This is a genomic window from Streptomyces sp. NPDC058279, from assembly GCF_042881255.1.
Lineage (GTDB): Bacteria > Actinomycetota > Actinomycetes > Streptomycetales > Streptomycetaceae > Streptomyces.
Map to the genome: position 1 here is coordinate 288543 of NZ_JBHVYA010000005.1, position 14361 is coordinate 302903.

A 14361-nucleotide genomic window follows, 5' to 3' on the forward strand; every position below is an offset into this window, starting at 1 on the left:
GGCGCCACGCGCCCATGAGTCCCACAGGCAACGCGGCAAGGGCTCCCACGGGACATCTGCGAGACACCTGGCGTCAGGGCGTGGTCTCGGGGAAGCCGCACGGGGGCACACGCGGGCTTCCACTCGTGTCCTGACTGTGTCTCGTGAGAGACACCGCCCGACTTCCCGACGCAGATGTGTCCTCCGAGGGCACTGTGTGCGACACCGGGGCGGCACCGTTGGAGCGCGCGCGAGATGCCGTGCGGACACGCGCGGGACTTCGAGGGACCCAGTAGCAGCAGCCGGCGTCTTGCGCGTGTCCCGGTCACGGCCCCTGCGCGTTCCGATGGGTCACCACAGAGACGCGAGGTGAGGGCTGATTCCTGGGGCCGCCAGGCCTGACCGCACCTCTTGCCGCAGCCATTCGGCGGGTACGTCGCGACGGTCACGGACGCCGGCCGAGCGTGGCCGGCACAGCTCTGAGCGAGACACCGACGCGGTGCCGGCGCGGCGGTCGGCGCAGGGGTGTCATCGACCCGACGAGGTTACGCGGAGAGAGAAGGGTCGAAGGGGGGAGTAGGCCCCCACGCCCGGCGAGCGTGGGAGGAACGACGTGCTTGCGCAGCATGGGCCGTGGGGTGGAAGAGGCTCGGAGGCATCGCTGCGGAGGCCACCGCCTGGAGGAAGGCGACAACGCTCCGATACCGCTCGAGCTGCTCGCCGTGCCCGATGGGCGGCTGGTCGCGGCAGCCGGGGCCCTCTTCTTCCGATGCGTCCACGAGAGATCGCCCCGGGCTTGCCGCGCAAGCGCGAAACGAAACACGGCCCGGGGCCCGATGGTCTCGACAAGGTAGTGCCGAACGCCCGCCTCGGCCGCGGTGCGGGTGACGTGTCGGCACGCTGCCGCAGCAGCACCGGAGCAACGACCGGAGCACACAAAGCCAGTTGGTGCAGCCGGCGCAGCACGATGGTGAGAGGCCGGCTATGCCGTCAGCGGCGAGCGATGAAGTCGAGCGTCATCGACAGCCGAAGAGACGGCGTCGTGAGAGGACGGATCCGCTGCTGGGCGAGGGCCTTGCCGCCTGCGGCGGCAAGGGGATGCACCGGAGCTGTGCCCCGTCGGGAGCAGACCCGTACCCCGCCTCGTTCGTGCCTCACGAGGACGGCTCGGCACGGGGTACGGCCTTATCCCGAACGGCGAAACAGCAGTACCGCCAGAAGACGTGATGACCAGGCGAGACAGCCTGCCCCGTACCCCCGCGGCGCGAAAGGGGGGAGGGGTACGAGTCGAGAGGGTACGGCCCGTTTCCCCTGATGTTCCAGGCTTCCGCCAAGGCTCCAGCCGTGGAACGGTGGGACGGTGACAGAGACGTGAAAGGGCATAAGGGAATCTGATAACACGTGTCCTGCGGATCCTCGCTCCGCTCGGCCTCTTCACCGCGCTCCGATGGCGTGTCAGACGTGGCCGACGGGTCCCACCGGTCGATTGGCTCGCCGGTCCGTCGGTCGCCGGCGCTCCCTCTGGCCATGCCGGCCCTGCGCTTGAGAGGCAACCCCCGACACCGCCTCGCCGCAGTCGTCCACAGACGTGTGGGCAGGGGTGAAGGGGGCCGTAGTGGATGGGCAGGCACGCAGCGCCTGGCTCAGCCGAGGAGTGACGCTCCGCGCGGTGGCCGGCAGTGCGATCGACCCGTGGTGGATCACTCCAGCGGGACCTTCCGGGTCGTCAGCCGGCAGGGTCGCCGCAGGAGCTGGGCTGGACATCGAGATCACACGGACCCACCGGGTCCGCACTCGATGGTCGCTAGTCCGCCCAAGTCCACGAAGAGGCACACGACGACACAGCCCCGGTCCGAACTCGTCCTGCGATGGAGGAGCCCGCTGCGTGCCGAAGTTGTGGAAGTCGAACAGCGAAGCCGTTGCCGAGGATGCGCTCCGGCGAAGTCGGGGACGTCGACGACGTCGACTCAACCGATGACGAGAACAGCACGGTCGTCACCGTGAACATCCCCCGCAGCGGTGACGGGATGTACATCGTCCACCTCATGCCGATGTGTGGTGACGCTCGGATTGGCGTCGAGCTCCAGCGGGAGAGGGCGGCCGGAATGGGGCAGCGGCACGCAGGCCGCCGCGCCTGCACAGACGCCAGGACCGCGGCTCTCGACTCCGGCTGTGGAGACCGCCGAGTCACCAGGAGAGGAGACTCGAATGATTGCTGAAATGATTCCAGAGTCGTTCTCGCACGTCGTCCTGGTCACCGGTTCCCGCAGCTGGAACGAGGCGAAGAGCATGCCTGAGACATTCGACGACGCCGGGCGTGGCTGGGGGCCCAAGAACGTCACCCGGCCGGTCGGCCGGGGCTTCTTTCGGGGCACTGTCCCAAGGGGGCTGACACGAGGGCGGAACCGATGTGGCGGGACGCAGGCTCGGAGATCGTCATCTTTCCCGCCGACTGGTCGGCCCGGGAGTAGGCGGATTCCAGCGGAACCAGGAGGTAGGCGGTCGACGCCGCCGAGGACTTCCGCGAGGCCGGGGCTCAGGTGCTGTGCACGGCCTTTCCCGACCTCTCCCGGTCGCCCGGATGCCCGATGTGAAGCCAGGAGCAGCTCATGCCGGATGCACCGGGGCACTTCTCACACGGCACCTCCACCGCAGGGCTCGATCGTGAGCTGCGGGGATCAAGACGTCCTATGGGATCCATCCGGTCTGAAGACGCGCGATGGGCCCTGCAGTGTGCTGCAGGGCCCATCGGGGTGAATGAGAGAAATCGGCCAGGAGGCGAACATCAGGCTCGGCGCTAGTTGCTCCGATCGATGCCGTGAGCCTCGTCGTAGGCCTTCATGACCTTCTTCGGGATGCGCCCCCGTTCCGCGAACTCATAGCCCTCTTCCTTGGCCCACTCGCGGATCTTCTCTCGCTCCTCGGCAGTCGTCTCAGGTACGACTCGCTTCTTGGGCGCAGGCTTCCCGGCCTTCCGGCTGACCTCCAGGTAGGACTTCAGTGCGGCCTCAAGGCCCTTCCTCTCCTCAGCCGTGAGGTCGACTTCGTACCAGGTGTCTCCCAGGCCGAAGGTCACGGTAGCCGCATCCGGCTTACCGCTGAGATCTGACTCGACAATGCTTCGAATAGCCATACCGGTGAGAGTAGCCGATGCGCAAGGACTTTGGAAAGCCTGTCGAACTCATTCGATATAAGTGCGCCATTTGGAACCCGAATGAGTCTCAAAGATGCTGATGGATTGGCAGAAGAAGTGACTGTTACTGCTAAAATCGCAGCGCCGTTGAAAGAGTGTCTCGTACCTCGTTCTCCAGCGACCAGCGACTCCATCGAGAGGGCCTCCACCATGTCCACGCTTCATGCCGTCGACGACCACTCGCTCACCGACGAGGACATCGACTGCGCACCTGCTATGCCGGAGACTCCCACCGCGGTGTCGCCGCCGCGCGTGCCCCCGGCTGGACGACGTTGGTGGCCGACCACCACGAGGAGTTCGCCCCGGGCTCGACCGCGGACGTCACTGTCGACCCGTGCCGGCTCGACGAGACCCACGCCCAGAAGGTCTGGGAGATCCGCCTGCTGCGTCTGTTCGCCGGGCTCGGCACTGTCTCCGACGTCATGCCCGTCCTGTACGAGAACCGCCGGCTGGTGCGCGATGCGATCTCGATTGCCCTCCTGCTGCGCGTCGTCGCGCCGAAGACCATCCCCCATCCCCGGGGTGGGTTCGACACCGACCCCGATGCCACCGACATCGAGCAGTCGAGACTGATGCAGCCGCTGCGCACCGAGCCGCATCGCCCGGTCTCCTACCGGGGCTTCGAGGGCTTCGCGATCGTGCCGAAGACCTTCGCCCGGGTCGGCAGGATCCGAAACGTCGACGACCGCGACGAGGGCTTCTTCGGCTTCGGAAGAACCCACCGCCGGGACCGGTCTCTGGCCGCGCGTCGAGGTGGTTCGACATCATCACCAGCCTGGAGCAGCACGACGGTCTCAGCGCCATCGGACACCAGCAGGCCCGCGGCCTTCGCGTCGCGAAGGCCGCGAAGCTGGGCCACCTGGTCGCCGTGCCGCAGGAGACCGCCCGGGTTGCCCTGCTCGCTGTCAGCACCGATGGCCCAAAAGGCGATCTCGTGCTCGGCCCGGACGCCGACTGCGACGCCGGCCCTCAAGACCTGCGGCCGCCGTTCGAGCCGGTGCGCCGGACCGAGGGCCTCAAGGCCTTCGGGCACGGCTTCACCACGCCGGTCGTCGAGATCGAAACAGATCACCACGGGTGCTTGAGCCCGTACAGGAGGAGACCATGACGACGCCACCGATCACTTCGCGTCTGCTCGGCATCGGGTGGTGCGCCCTCGTGCCGTTCGCCGTCGTCGCGGTCTACCTCGGTCTGGGCACCGTCGCGGTCCGCCTCATCGGAGAGCCGATCGTCGCGACCTGCGTCCTGGGCATGCTTGTTGTCCTCCTGGTCGGCTCGGTGAGGATCCAGCGGCCCCTGTGGCTCGCGCATGCGCCGGCCCCGCGGCCGAGCGTGGAAATTCCGCGCTTCGGGTGGACCGTCGTCGGCTGCGCGGTTCTGGCATTCCTCGCCGGGCAGTCGATGGCCTTGTGGATCTACGCCACGACCGGGTCCACAGGCTTCGACGCGTCGAACCAGACGCGGCACGCGGCTGGAGTGCTGGCGACCCTGCTGCTCGCCATGGTCGCGGCTCCTGCGGGGGAGGAGGCCCTGTTCCGAGGGCTGGTCTACCCATTGCTGCGCAAGCGGGTGAGCATACTCGCTTCCACGCTGGTCACCGCCGTGGTGTTCGGCCTGCTGCACGGCAACGCGGTGCAGTTCGCCTCGACCCTGCCATTGGCGGTGCTCCTGGCCCTGATCTACGAACACACGCGCGTGCTGTGGCCCTGTGTGCTCCTGCACCTGGGTTTCAACCTCGCTGCCGCCCTCGTCCCAGCACAGGTCTTCGTCGCTCTGGCGAACCCCGTCTCCGCGACGCTCCTGTACCTGGCTTTCGCCGGCTGTGCCTTTGGGCTCTACCGGCGGGTCGCCGGCTTGACTGCGCCAAGCGCAGGCCCGGCCTCGGGAAGCGAGTCCGCGATGCAGTGAGCGAGGTACTCAGCCTCTTCTGAAAAACGATGTCGCCAAGGTCCTGACGTCCATGCCGGCGATCGGCGTCAGGACCGGAGCACGGATCATCATCGACGTGGGCGACGGATCCGGCTCCCCGTCTGCCGCCCACGCCGGCCTGGCCCCGGCGACCCGCAGCTCAGGCTCGTCAATCCGTGGCGAAGCCGACCTCCCGCGACAAGAAGATCAGGACGTCGGCAAGACCGCCCACCACGGCCACGGGCTGACCCCGGCCGGGAAGGAGGTCTTCGACAAGCCGATGCCCGACAGCGAACCGAAGCTGCGGGCCGTCTTCGACAAGCTCAAGGCCAAGTTCGGCACCATGCTGGTGATCGCGGACGAGCCCGCCTCGATCGGTGCCCCGCCACTGACCGTCGCCCGCGACGCAGGCTGCGAAGTCGCCTACCGGAGCGGGACCTGGACCCACGGCTGGACCACCCTGCCGTCACCTGACTCCTCCATCGCTACGGATCCCCGCCGCACTGCGCGAGACGAACAGACCGTAGTGGTCCCGGGAACGGGCACCCTCGGCGTGGTCATCCCCTCGCCGGCCCGCTCGCGTGCCGCGGTACACGAACGGCGTCGGGCACTGGAAGCCCAGATCGGCACCCTGCTGGAGGCCCACTCTCTTCACCCGGTCCTGACATCGATGCCCGGAGGCGGAGTCAGGACCGCCGTCGTCGTGCGAGGCCCTCACGAACGGCGAGCCGCGCTCTCGCTCGACGCCCGCGCCCAGGAGCTCGTGTTCATCGGCGGCCCGCTACTTGCTCTGGCTTCGTGCTCATCGCCACGTGGAAGCCGTCCCGCACCCGCACGCACCGGCTCGGCCCGATCCGCACCCCCGGCCTGCGCGCCCTGGCGGCAGCCCTGTTCGGGGCGGGCAGCACCCTGGGAGCACTCAATGTCGTCGCCCTCGCCGCAGTCGGACATCACCACGCCGAGTACCTCTCGACGATGATGCCCGCGGCGTTCGCCGTCGGCAGCCCGATACGGCGGGCGCCGGTCCCGTTTACACCCGAACGCACGCTAAATGCAATCGACTTGACAGGATCGTTGTGTGTAGGGATATCGTACGGACTCTCAAGTGGGCTGGATGATCAACACCTTTGGTTGGCCTGGCCCTGCTGATCGTTCCGCAACGGGGGTAGGGCCAGCACATGCGGTGGAAAGCTCGCCGCGTCGGCAAGGGGCATACGGTCAGCCGCCGTGCCGTACGCAGAGCGTCCGGGAACATCATTGAGAGAACCAAGCGCTGGGCGCAGCCGTTTGACAACATCCTCCGCCCGCCCAGTGCCCGTGGATCACGACCAGTCCACCGCATTGTTACCCGGGCGTTCACGGGCGCCGTCATCGCGATGGCCTTCGTGTTCACCGTTGCGTTCGAGGTTGTCGCTGAAGTCCCGTACTCCGTGGAACCGCTTGCCCGCGTCCTGCGTCTGCCGACAGGCATGGACCTGTTCTGTCTCTGCACCGCTGCCGTCGCGGTCCGCGCGGCGCAGCGGGGCGGCGCGGTCAAGGAGACACCCGGGCGGGCGGTGAAGGCCGTGGCCATGGTGCTGGACGTCGTCCACGACGTGCTCCACATGGTCACCACACGTCGTCAGGCTGGGCAGCGAAGCGAGGGTTCACTGCACACGCGGAAAGTGTGACGACTACTGGCTCAGCCTGCCGAACGCATGACTGGGCGCGGGGTGGGTGGAGCCCCGCAAGCAAACGGGGCAGGGGCGAGGGGGGACGGGGCGATGAGGTGGGCTGCTCGACGGAAGACCGCCCGGAGCGGGGAAAGTGACGGGTTGCGTGCAGAACCAGGCGGTACAACGCCGATGCACCTCGCGAGAGCAGTCATGCAGTGGCGCAGGGACCCTTCGCGACGCGCCCTCTTGAAGGAATGCGAGAAGCTGCTCGCCGATCTGCCTGTGCCCACTCCCTTCAGTGTCGAGGCGCTGGTCCGGAACATGGAGCACGCACTGAAGCGTCAGATTCGGCTGGTGCCCTTTGACGACCCGGACGGAGGGCTGGGAACGGCCTGCGGCCTTCGAGTCAGGACGCCGGAGTTCACGGTCGTGCTCTACCGGCGCCGATCCAGCCGGAACCAGACCGAGCACATCATCCTTCATGAGCTGGCGCACGAGTGGCTGGACCACGGGAGCACCCTGAACGATGAAGAGGTCGAGCGATACGTCCCTGAGCACATCCGGGAGGAAGTCCTTCGTCGATTCCCGTTGGCTCTGGTCCAAGGCCGCGTGAACTACGACAGCCCGGAGGAGCAGCAGGCCGAGTTGTCGGCGTCCCTGATCAAGAGGTTGGCCCACCGCCAGCCGTTGGCCGGCGACGACATGGTCAGCCTCTTGGAGTCCTCGCTCTCCCACCCGGTTGCTCCGCCGCGGCGTGGCTCCAAGAACGAATGACGGACGGCATGCTCGACTTCTTCAGGTACCTGACCGCGGCAGTGATGACCCTCATAGCCGTTTGGCGATTCCCCGCCGTCCGGTACGGTGACGCCCACCGCCGAGCCCTCTGGGGCGGCTACGCCGGATTCTCCGTGGCCTTGTGGCTCTACACACCGGCAGCGATGCAGGCCGTGGACCGCATCCCCGTGATCGATCTGAGCGCCCTCCTGAGGCACTTCGCCAGCACCGCCGCCATCATCGCGTCCTTGACGTACGTTGCGACCAGCTACGGCAAGAGCTCCGAGGCCGTGGTGCCACGACACGTCACGGTGTCGCGCTGGATCGCCCGTGCCTCCTACCCGGTGGGCGCAATCGGCGTGACCCTGCTCACCATTCTCTTTTTCACCGTTGTGGACCGCCAGCGGCAAAGTAAAGACTTTCTCAGTGATCATGCAGGGGAATTAGGCGCCGCTGTGTATATGAGCGTCTTCTACTTCTTCCCGCTCGTCACAACCTCCGTCTGTGGCTACCAGTGGTCGCGGGGGGCGCGAGAAGCCGAGACGATCAGTATGCGAATCGGTCTCAGGCTCATGGGAATTTCGATGTGGATGGGGCTCCTCCACACGACGGCCCGAATCGTCATCGTGTGGACGGCGGTATTTTTCCCGCTGAGTCATTCCACAATGGAGATGCTCATTGATCTCACGGCGATGTGGATGAACCTGCTCTTCCTGATCGTGGCCGTAGGCGCGAGCATCCCCACCACCAGCGTCGTTGCTGCTCGCTGGAAGACATGGAAGACCCTCTACCGGCTTCACCCGCTCTGGTTCGACCTGGTGAAGGCTTTCCCCGGAACGAGTCTCTACCCGCCCGGGTCGCGCCTTGCCGAGCTGATCCACATGCGGGTCCCCAGCGATGTCCGCCTGGACCGATGGACCCAGGACATCGCTGATGTCTGCGAGAAGCTCCGGTACTACGCCCCGGAGACGCTCCTGTGGGCTGCCGAGGAGGCAGCCGCGTCGCACCCCGACCCCGAGCCGGGCGCCGAGGCGTACTGGATCGCCGCGGCGCTCCGTGCCGCTGCCTCCACAAAGGCCGGCCAGTACGCGACGGCCCCGCTCCAGGAGAAACCTTTCGTTGACACGAACAGCGAGGCGGCTTGGCTCGTGCGAGTGAGCAAGGCTTACGCGGTCATCACCCCGGGCGACGCTCAAGAGCTTCTGGAGCAGTCTGCGGAGCTGAGTCTTGAACCGGACGCGTAAAACGCTGAAGAAGTCGACTCGATTGGGAGGTCGCGTGAAATAGAAGACAGCCCTCCGGTGCTATTGCCGCCCTTCGGATTCGGGCGGGGTCGCCAGTTCCGCAAAGAGGCGGCTGGTACCGTGGGCCAGACAGTGGGTGGCATCGTTTTCCGCCCTGTAAATACCGCCGACCCTGGAAAGCGAAGCGCAGGCGCTGTCGCCGCCACGCGCATGCCGGGGCCGGAACGCTGTCCGGTACGGGCGGCGCCCAGATTCTCAGCACTGGAGTTCCTGCATGTCTCAGCGCACCGGCCTCGTCCTCGACTTCGGAGGCGTGCTCACCACACCGCTCCTGCCCGTGGTGCTCGCCTTCGAGCAGCGTGAAGGGCTTCCCCAGGGTGCATGCATCTCGGCCCTGTACCAGGACGAAGAGGGCGTCCGGATCACCGGCGACCTCGAGCGGGGAGCGGTCAGCCAGACCGAGTGGAACGAGATTGCCGGCAAGAAGCTGGGCGTCTCTCCCGACAACTTGATGGGCAGGATCTTCGGAGGCCTGCGTCCGGAGCCGCTGCTGATCAACGCGGCCGCCGCGGCGCGGCGAGCGGGCATCAAGGTGGGCATCCTGTCCAACTCGGTGGGCCTCGCGCCCTGGGACCTCTACGACGGCTACGACCTCGAGAAGTTGTACGACGTCGTGGTGATCTCCGAGCACCACCGGCTGCGCAAGCCCGACCCCGAGCTCTTCGAGATCACGCTCAAGCTGATGGAGATGCCTGCCGAGCAGTGCGTCTTCGTCGACGACACCGAGGCGTACGTCCAGGCGGCGGAGCAGCTCGGTTTCGCGGGGGTGCACAACAAGGACCCCAGGCAGACGGTGGCCGACCTGTCGAACCTGCTGGGCGTGGACCTCACCGCCGCGCCGTAGCCGGCCCCCGGGCAGGCGCCTGGTCCAACCGTCCCCGGCCGTTGGCCACCTCACTGCGAGGTCGTCAACGGCCGGGGATCTGCCTTGTGCCGGTGCGGCTCGGGACCCTGGTCGTACGCCTCAGGACTGCGGGGGCGGTTCAGCCGCGAAGGGCGTCAGGCTGAGGGCGGCAAGCGGCCGGCTCCGCCAGGGCCAGGGGCGGACGGCTCGGCGGCGCTGTCAAGGCGTGGCGCCGCGTCACTGCTCGCTCTGCTCGCCCGGCAGCTTGTTCTTCAGCTCTCCGACGACTTCGTTGATCTTGGCCATCATGCCGGCCGACAGCCCTGCCTGGTTGCCGCGGGCGGCGAGGCCGAGGATCTGGCCTTGGTGGATCGACCCCAGGAAGCGGATGGCTTCGAGGAATTCACCGGCCGCTGGGCTCAACTCGGCGTCGTCCTGGAAGAGGGCGATGTCGACCTGGAGAGCATGAGCCAGGCCGGCGCGTACTTCGTCCGAGACGGTCGTCGGGGCGCCCGAACGCAGCGTGGCGATATCATCGGCAGTCATGCGCGTCGTGCCGCTGTGCTCGTTGACGGCCTGCGCGATCTGCTCGTTGGACGGGGACGCCTGGCCTGCGTACCCGTGCTCCAGAAGATAGTTGATCTTCTCGCCGACCGTGCGAGGTGCAGACGGACGAGCTTCCTTCAGCGGCCGCCCCCTGCGGAGCCCGAACGAGACGTCCTGCGCGGCCAGTAGCTCTTCCGTGGTCACCCCGTAGGCGTGCGAGAGAGGTCCCACGTAGGCATCCTGGAGCCGACGCCTGCCGGATTCCGCGTTGCTCAGCGGCACGCGACTGGCGTTGATGGCCTCGGAGGCCTGCGCCACGCTGAGGCCGGCGTCGCAGCGGAGCAACTGCAGGTCCACGGGCCCGTCGTAGGGGAAGAGGGCGTCAAGGTCCTGACCAAGTGCCGACGCGATCCCCGGGAGTTTCTCCCCCTTGGGGAACTCCTCGCCGCTCTCCCATCGCGCCACGGTGGGGCCGCGGACGCCTACTCTCGCGCCCAACTCCTTCTGGCTGAGCTCCTTGCCCCGTCTGACAGCTCGCACTCGGCTGCCGTCGAACTGACGTGGCACATGGACTCCTGCGACTTGGCGGTCTGGACCTCGGGTGGCGACGAGAGAACCCTAACGGAAACCGGCTTGATCGATCCATGCATCTACCGTACGTTTCTGTATCGCACTTACGGTGGGGCTCTGCTCGCGCGTCGATCTTATGCCCCGATTAGTCCATCGCTCAACTACCCGCCCTGTTCAAGGCGGGTCCACCGGACCAGGTCATGCAACGGCCTAGGAACCTGGAAGGATCCCACCGATGATCCAGTCTCACTCAGAGTTGCCCAACTCTGGCGAGTTCAAAGGTTTCAACGAAGCTCGGCGCATCATGTGGTGCTATGAGGCTCGTGCCCGCGTGTCCGAGCGGTTCGAGGAGACGAGCTTCATCGGTGACACCAACGTTTCGGCGGTCCACGTCGACAACACCACCCGGGCAGACCGCGTGTTCCTCGTGGCGTTCGACGAGGCCGGCCGGCAGGTCGGCGTGGACACGCTCTACGTCGACGGGCCGAATCAACACCTCGACATCGCTTCCGAGTTCGACCACGACTTCACTGGGATGGACGTGGTGCCCAACTCCCAGCTTGAGCAGGCCATCTCTCGCGAGAACGGCTGGGTCGTCAACCTGAAGGTGCTCCGCGAGTACGAGCCCTTGGCCGATCGCCGGGCCACGCAGCGTGCGGTGTTCTTGGTGCACCTGCAGGACATGATGAAGAACGGCGAGGTCCGCGGATTCCTGTTTGGCCAAGGTGAGTCCGACGGGGCTGATGCGGCGTGAGGGGCCACGATCTCGTAGGTCAGACGACCCCGCCGGTGGGCTGCCGGCGGGGTCGCCTGATCTGTGACGCTGTTCCAGTGCTGCATCCTCGCAACGAGGGGGGATCGGCACAGCTGATCCGGGTGTCGAACCCAGGCCGAGTGCGGGCATGCCGTGGACCGGCTCATGCCGGTCCCGGTTGACGTCGGTCCCGGGTGACGCCTGGCGGTGAGCCCCGCGAGGTCACGCAGTTCATCTTCGGCACAGTCGCCTTCCAGGAGTGGAACCCGCGATGCCGCCCTGACGGCCTCGTGGCGTCAGGGCGTCGATTCAGGCTCGGTACGTGATGGTGTTGCCCTGTCGCGTCGTCACGCCCGTGGGATGAGCCGCGAGGCCCACTGGTTGATGAGATCCGAATTCTGGATCTTGTTCGCCTCGACCAGAATGCCGATCGGAACCCCCGTCCTCCTTGAGATCTCGGCGAGCGTATCGCCTGGCACGATGGTGCGCGGCTTCGTCTTCGGCGCGGGCTCGGCGGGTGCGCCCGATCCGTTGGGCTCGCCCTTGTCCTCGTCCTCGTCCTCGTCCTTGTTCTCGCCGCCGCGACCGGGCTTCGAAGTCGGACTCGCCCCGCTCTCGTCCTGCTTCCCCGTGCCGGTCTCGCTCGGCTGCTGAGCGCGGCTGCCTCCGGCGTTCTGTTCGTAGGGGTTGCCCGGTGCCTCGGTCGGGGCGTGATTGCCCTGCAGTGCCTGGGTGAAGCCGCCGTCGGAAGTCGTGAGCTGCGTCAGGCCCCAGCCGGCGAGGAGCGCCGCTCCGCCCGCCATGAGGCCGGCCGCGATGAGCGGCCCGTTGCCGAAGCCCATCGGGCCGGTGTGACTCCGGGCAGTTGCTCTCGTCTGTGCCGTCGGCTTCGACGCCGTCCCCTCTGGCCTCTGAACCGTAGCCGCCATCCCTGCCTCAACTCCTCTATGAATAGCATACAGAGTCATCCGCGTCTGACATTGACATTCTACTCATAGTCGAATCCAAGTCGATGCAATAAGGGATGGAATGGTAGTTGAAACCCTGCCCGAGAGGTCGCCAGACGCACAGCGCTGCGACGATCATTCACGCCGAGGTCCGGTTCGCGATCCGAACACCTTGCGACCTGGGGCCGGCTGGGTCAACCCCGGGGGAGTGGGCTATCGATCCTCTGCTCCTGATGCGCACCGTGCGGGACTGGAGCGCGGGCTCCTCCTTCTCTTGCCAGGACCGCCTCTCGGAGATGGAGTGAGCCATCATTCGACGTCCATGTCGACTCGGTGATGACCCTCGTATACGAGTCGACAACAAGTCAATCGAGACTGGCTATACTGAAGGTATGACTCGCAACGACAATGCTCACGGCGGCAGCGGTCCCGGCGCCGAACTCCCGAAGTTCTCTGTCAATGTCGTCCCCACAGACCAGCTCAGGCACGAGGAACTCGCCACGGTCCTGAACCTCTATCGCCGCGGCCAGATCACGCCGCTGATCTTCGGAGACGGCAACAAGCCCGAGGCCGCGATCATCCCCTTTGCCGCGTTCGTGCGCCTCATGAAGTACGACCACGCGGCCCACGTCCACGCTGAGGCTGATTTTCAGGCCGAGCTCTCCCACCGCATCCAGGAGTCCGACGCCTCCGGCGAGGCGGGCATGACCATCGAAGAGCTGGCCGAGAGCCTCGGCCCGCTCGGTCAGCAGTGGGCGGATGACCATCGTGCTGCCCAGCAGAAGAAGCGTCATGACTGAGCGTCGGCCTGTCATCCGCATCCTGCCGACCGCCGGTCTCAAGCAGGACCTCCAGACTCTCCACGACGCTGCGCTGAAGAAACCTCAAGGACCAGAGGGCCGGCTCCTGCGCGTGGCTCTCAACCAGCTGGGCCGGATCCAGCAAGGCGCGCCGGGCACGCACCCGCTGGGGTTCACGCCCAGTTATCCCGACCTCTCCGATTGTGAGACCACGTACGTCGGCGCAGATCCGAATGCAAAGCCCTCGCACCGGATCGTCTGGCGGGAGCGCGCGCCCCAGCGCCCGGGCGAGCCCGTTATCCGCGAGATCATCGCCCTGGGTGAACGCGCGAACGGGCAGGCCTACTACATGGCCGGCCAGCGTCTGGGTCGCCCTGTGGGCTTCACTCTCGCCGAGCTGGCCGCGCAGCGCGAGCCGATTGCGAGTCCCTCGCGCCCCAGGCAGCGCTTGACCGGCAGTTTCGACACGCCATCCATGAACGAGCCTGATCACCAGTTCGAGTGACCTGTACCTGGCCGTGGCCGGCGTGCTCATCGTCCCGGTCGGCGCGCTCGTGCTGATCTTCGTCATCGCCGACGGCTGAGCCCCGCGGCCGAACTCATCTCATCCATAAAGAAAATCCCCGTGATGCCTGCAGGCATCACGGGGATTTTCCTTTCTGCCGGCTCCTCGCTTTCTACGACGCGGGCCGCAGCTCACGACCCTCAATGACGTTTTCGAACTTGCCGGCATCCCCGATCGTCCCGTAGGTCTCCGGTGGGGCGTCGTCCTCATTGCCCCCCAGTCGGCGGTTGAAGCTGCTCGATGCGGAGAACTTGAGAACCACGTAGTCCTCGACGTTGCTCTTGCCGAAGCGCACCTTGTGACCCTTGTGGTCCTGCCGGTAGAAGCGGCCGAAGCTCGTGAGTACGACCGCCTCTCCGCAGCTGACCGCCCCAGTGAGTTCACCAAGCAACGACTCGTAGACCTTGTTCACCACTCGTATGGGCAACTGGCTGCGAGTCGCGACCCGTGAGATGAACTCGCGCTTATTGACACGCGGTGTCTTCGTCGTTTCCATGTCTACACCCTGTCCTATCGCCGTTC

At 66.5% G+C, this 14361-nt stretch carries 14 protein-coding genes and 4 pseudogenes; 11 read left to right on the forward strand and 7 right to left on the reverse strand.

What is annotated here, in order from left to right; translation table 11 throughout:
- Positions 1–2776: 2776 nt before the first annotated feature.
- The 3 genes from ACFVXJ_RS13200 to ACFVXJ_RS13210 all read right to left on the reverse strand — a co-directional run bounded on the left by ACFVXJ_RS13200 (position 2777) and on the right by ACFVXJ_RS13210 (position 4244).
- Positions 2777–3112, reverse strand: coding sequence for an Lsr2 family protein (locus ACFVXJ_RS13200; protein WP_389661804.1), 336 nt, complete (start codon positions 3110–3112; stop codon positions 2777–2779).
- Between the two features lie 221 nt (positions 3113–3333).
- Positions 3334–3771 (reverse strand): hypothetical protein, encoded by a 438-nt coding sequence (locus ACFVXJ_RS13205; RefSeq protein ID WP_389661805.1) that lies wholly within the window; start codon positions 3769–3771, stop codon positions 3334–3336.
- Between the two features lie 11 nt (positions 3772–3782).
- Complete coding sequence (locus ACFVXJ_RS13210; protein WP_389661806.1) at positions 3783–4244, reverse strand: hypothetical protein; 462 nt, start codon at positions 4242–4244, stop codon at positions 3783–3785.
- A gap of 32 nt (positions 4245–4276) precedes the next feature.
- Between ACFVXJ_RS13210 and ACFVXJ_RS13215 the strand changes: the two genes are divergently transcribed.
- The 8 genes and pseudogenes from ACFVXJ_RS13215 to ACFVXJ_RS13250 all read left to right on the forward strand — a co-directional run bounded on the left by ACFVXJ_RS13215 (position 4277) and on the right by ACFVXJ_RS13250 (position 9657).
- Positions 4277–5080 carry a CPBP family intramembrane glutamic endopeptidase gene (locus tag ACFVXJ_RS13215; RefSeq protein WP_389661807.1) on the forward strand — a complete coding sequence of 268 codons (804 nt, stop codon included), beginning with the start codon at positions 4277–4279 and terminating at the stop codon, positions 5078–5080.
- A gap of 31 nt (positions 5081–5111) precedes the next feature.
- Positions 5112–5267: pseudogene (locus tag ACFVXJ_RS13220) on the forward strand (transposase); the annotation flags it as partial.
- Positions 5253–5507 (forward strand): annotated as a pseudogene (locus ACFVXJ_RS13225) (transposase); the annotation flags it as partial. The pseudogenes ACFVXJ_RS13220 and ACFVXJ_RS13225, both read left to right, overlap by 15 nt.
- Positions 5508–5509: 2 nt before the next feature.
- Positions 5510–5786 (forward strand): annotated as a pseudogene (locus ACFVXJ_RS13230) (IS110 family transposase); the annotation flags it as partial.
- 670 nt (positions 5787–6456) lie between these two features.
- On the forward strand, positions 6457–6750 hold the full coding sequence (locus ACFVXJ_RS13235; RefSeq protein ID WP_389661808.1) for a hypothetical protein: 294 nt from the start codon (positions 6457–6459) through the stop codon (positions 6748–6750).
- Between the two features lie 174 nt (positions 6751–6924).
- Positions 6925–7509, forward strand: coding sequence for a hypothetical protein (locus ACFVXJ_RS13240; protein WP_389661809.1), 585 nt, complete (start codon positions 6925–6927; stop codon positions 7507–7509).
- Positions 7510–7517: 8 nt separating this feature from the next.
- Positions 7518–8753 carry an MAB_1171c family putative transporter gene (locus ACFVXJ_RS13245; protein WP_389661810.1) on the forward strand — a complete coding sequence of 412 codons (1236 nt, stop codon included), beginning with the start codon at positions 7518–7520 and terminating at the stop codon, positions 8751–8753.
- Between the two features lie 274 nt (positions 8754–9027).
- Complete coding sequence (locus tag ACFVXJ_RS13250) at positions 9028–9657, forward strand: HAD-IA family hydrolase (protein WP_386463230.1); 630 nt, start codon at positions 9028–9030, stop codon at positions 9655–9657.
- Between the two features lie 237 nt (positions 9658–9894).
- Here ACFVXJ_RS13250 and ACFVXJ_RS13255 read toward each other — a convergent pair whose 3' ends face one another.
- Positions 9895–10560, reverse strand: coding sequence for a helix-turn-helix domain-containing protein (locus ACFVXJ_RS13255; RefSeq protein WP_389661913.1), 666 nt, complete (start codon positions 10558–10560; stop codon positions 9895–9897).
- A gap of 33 nt (positions 10561–10593) precedes the next feature.
- A pseudogene (locus tag ACFVXJ_RS13260) lies at positions 10594–10770 on the reverse strand (helix-turn-helix domain-containing protein); the annotation flags it as partial.
- 238 nt (positions 10771–11008) lie between these two features.
- Between ACFVXJ_RS13260 and ACFVXJ_RS13265 the strand changes: the two are divergent.
- Positions 11009–11527: a hypothetical protein gene (locus ACFVXJ_RS13265; RefSeq protein ID WP_389661811.1), complete on the forward strand. Its 519-nt coding sequence runs from the start codon at positions 11009–11011 to the stop codon at positions 11525–11527.
- 347 nt (positions 11528–11874) lie between these two features.
- On the opposite strand, the gene ACFVXJ_RS13270 is transcribed toward ACFVXJ_RS13265, so the two are convergent.
- Positions 11875–12369, reverse strand: coding sequence for a LysM peptidoglycan-binding domain-containing protein (locus ACFVXJ_RS13270; RefSeq protein ID WP_389661812.1), 495 nt, complete (start codon positions 12367–12369; stop codon positions 11875–11877).
- A 497-nt stretch (positions 12370–12866) separates the two neighbouring features.
- Here ACFVXJ_RS13270 and ACFVXJ_RS13275 point away from each other — a divergent pair, with 497 nt between their 5' ends.
- Together ACFVXJ_RS13275 and ACFVXJ_RS13280 are read left to right on the forward strand one after the other, a co-directional pair.
- Positions 12867–13274 carry a hypothetical protein gene (locus ACFVXJ_RS13275; RefSeq protein ID WP_389661813.1) on the forward strand — a complete coding sequence of 136 codons (408 nt, stop codon included), beginning with the start codon at positions 12867–12869 and terminating at the stop codon, positions 13272–13274.
- The gene (locus tag ACFVXJ_RS13280) at positions 13234–13779 is read left to right on the forward strand and encodes a hypothetical protein (RefSeq protein ID WP_389661814.1); all 546 of its coding nucleotides are present in this window, start codon (positions 13234–13236) and stop codon (positions 13777–13779) included. Before ACFVXJ_RS13275 ends, ACFVXJ_RS13280 begins: the two co-directional genes overlap by 41 nt.
- A gap of 172 nt (positions 13780–13951) precedes the next feature.
- On the opposite strand, the gene ACFVXJ_RS13285 is transcribed toward ACFVXJ_RS13280, so the two are convergent.
- Positions 13952–14335 (reverse strand): HU family DNA-binding protein, encoded by a 384-nt coding sequence (locus ACFVXJ_RS13285; RefSeq protein WP_389661815.1) that lies wholly within the window; start codon positions 14333–14335, stop codon positions 13952–13954.
- Between the last annotated feature and the right edge of the window lie 26 nt (positions 14336–14361).

What these genes read in the sequence shown, in the direction of transcription:
- ACFVXJ_RS13270 (WP_389661812.1), bottom strand. Translation starts at nt 12,369, where the DNA reads ATGGGCTTCGGCAACGGGCCGCTCATCGCGGCCGGCCTCATGGCGGGC.
- ACFVXJ_RS13275 (WP_389661813.1), top strand. Translation starts at nt 12,867, where the DNA reads ATGACTCGCAACGACAATGCTCACGGCGGCAGCGGTCCCGGCGCCGAA.
- ACFVXJ_RS13215 (WP_389661807.1), top strand. Translation starts at nt 4,277, where the DNA reads ATGACGACGCCACCGATCACTTCGCGTCTGCTCGGCATCGGGTGGTGC.
- ACFVXJ_RS13200 (WP_389661804.1), bottom strand. Translation starts at nt 3,112, where the DNA reads ATGGCTATTCGAAGCATTGTCGAGTCAGATCTCAGCGGTAAGCCGGAT.
- ACFVXJ_RS13240 (WP_389661809.1), top strand. Translation starts at nt 6,925, where the DNA reads ATGCACCTCGCGAGAGCAGTCATGCAGTGGCGCAGGGACCCTTCGCGA.
- ACFVXJ_RS13285 (WP_389661815.1), bottom strand. Translation starts at nt 14,335, where the DNA reads ATGGAAACGACGAAGACACCGCGTGTCAATAAGCGCGAGTTCATCTCA.
- ACFVXJ_RS13250 (WP_386463230.1), top strand. Translation starts at nt 9,028, where the DNA reads ATGTCTCAGCGCACCGGCCTCGTCCTCGACTTCGGAGGCGTGCTCACC.
- ACFVXJ_RS13265 (WP_389661811.1), top strand. Translation starts at nt 11,009, where the DNA reads ATGATCCAGTCTCACTCAGAGTTGCCCAACTCTGGCGAGTTCAAAGGT.
- ACFVXJ_RS13245 (WP_389661810.1), top strand. Translation starts at nt 7,518, where the DNA reads ATGCTCGACTTCTTCAGGTACCTGACCGCGGCAGTGATGACCCTCATA.
- ACFVXJ_RS13205 (WP_389661805.1), bottom strand. Translation starts at nt 3,771, where the DNA reads ATGCGGCTCGGTGCGCAGCGGCTGCATCAGTCTCGACTGCTCGATGTC.
- ACFVXJ_RS13235 (WP_389661808.1), top strand. Translation starts at nt 6,457, where the DNA reads ATGGCCTTCGTGTTCACCGTTGCGTTCGAGGTTGTCGCTGAAGTCCCG.
- ACFVXJ_RS13280 (WP_389661814.1), top strand. Translation starts at nt 13,234, where the DNA reads ATGACCATCGTGCTGCCCAGCAGAAGAAGCGTCATGACTGAGCGTCGG.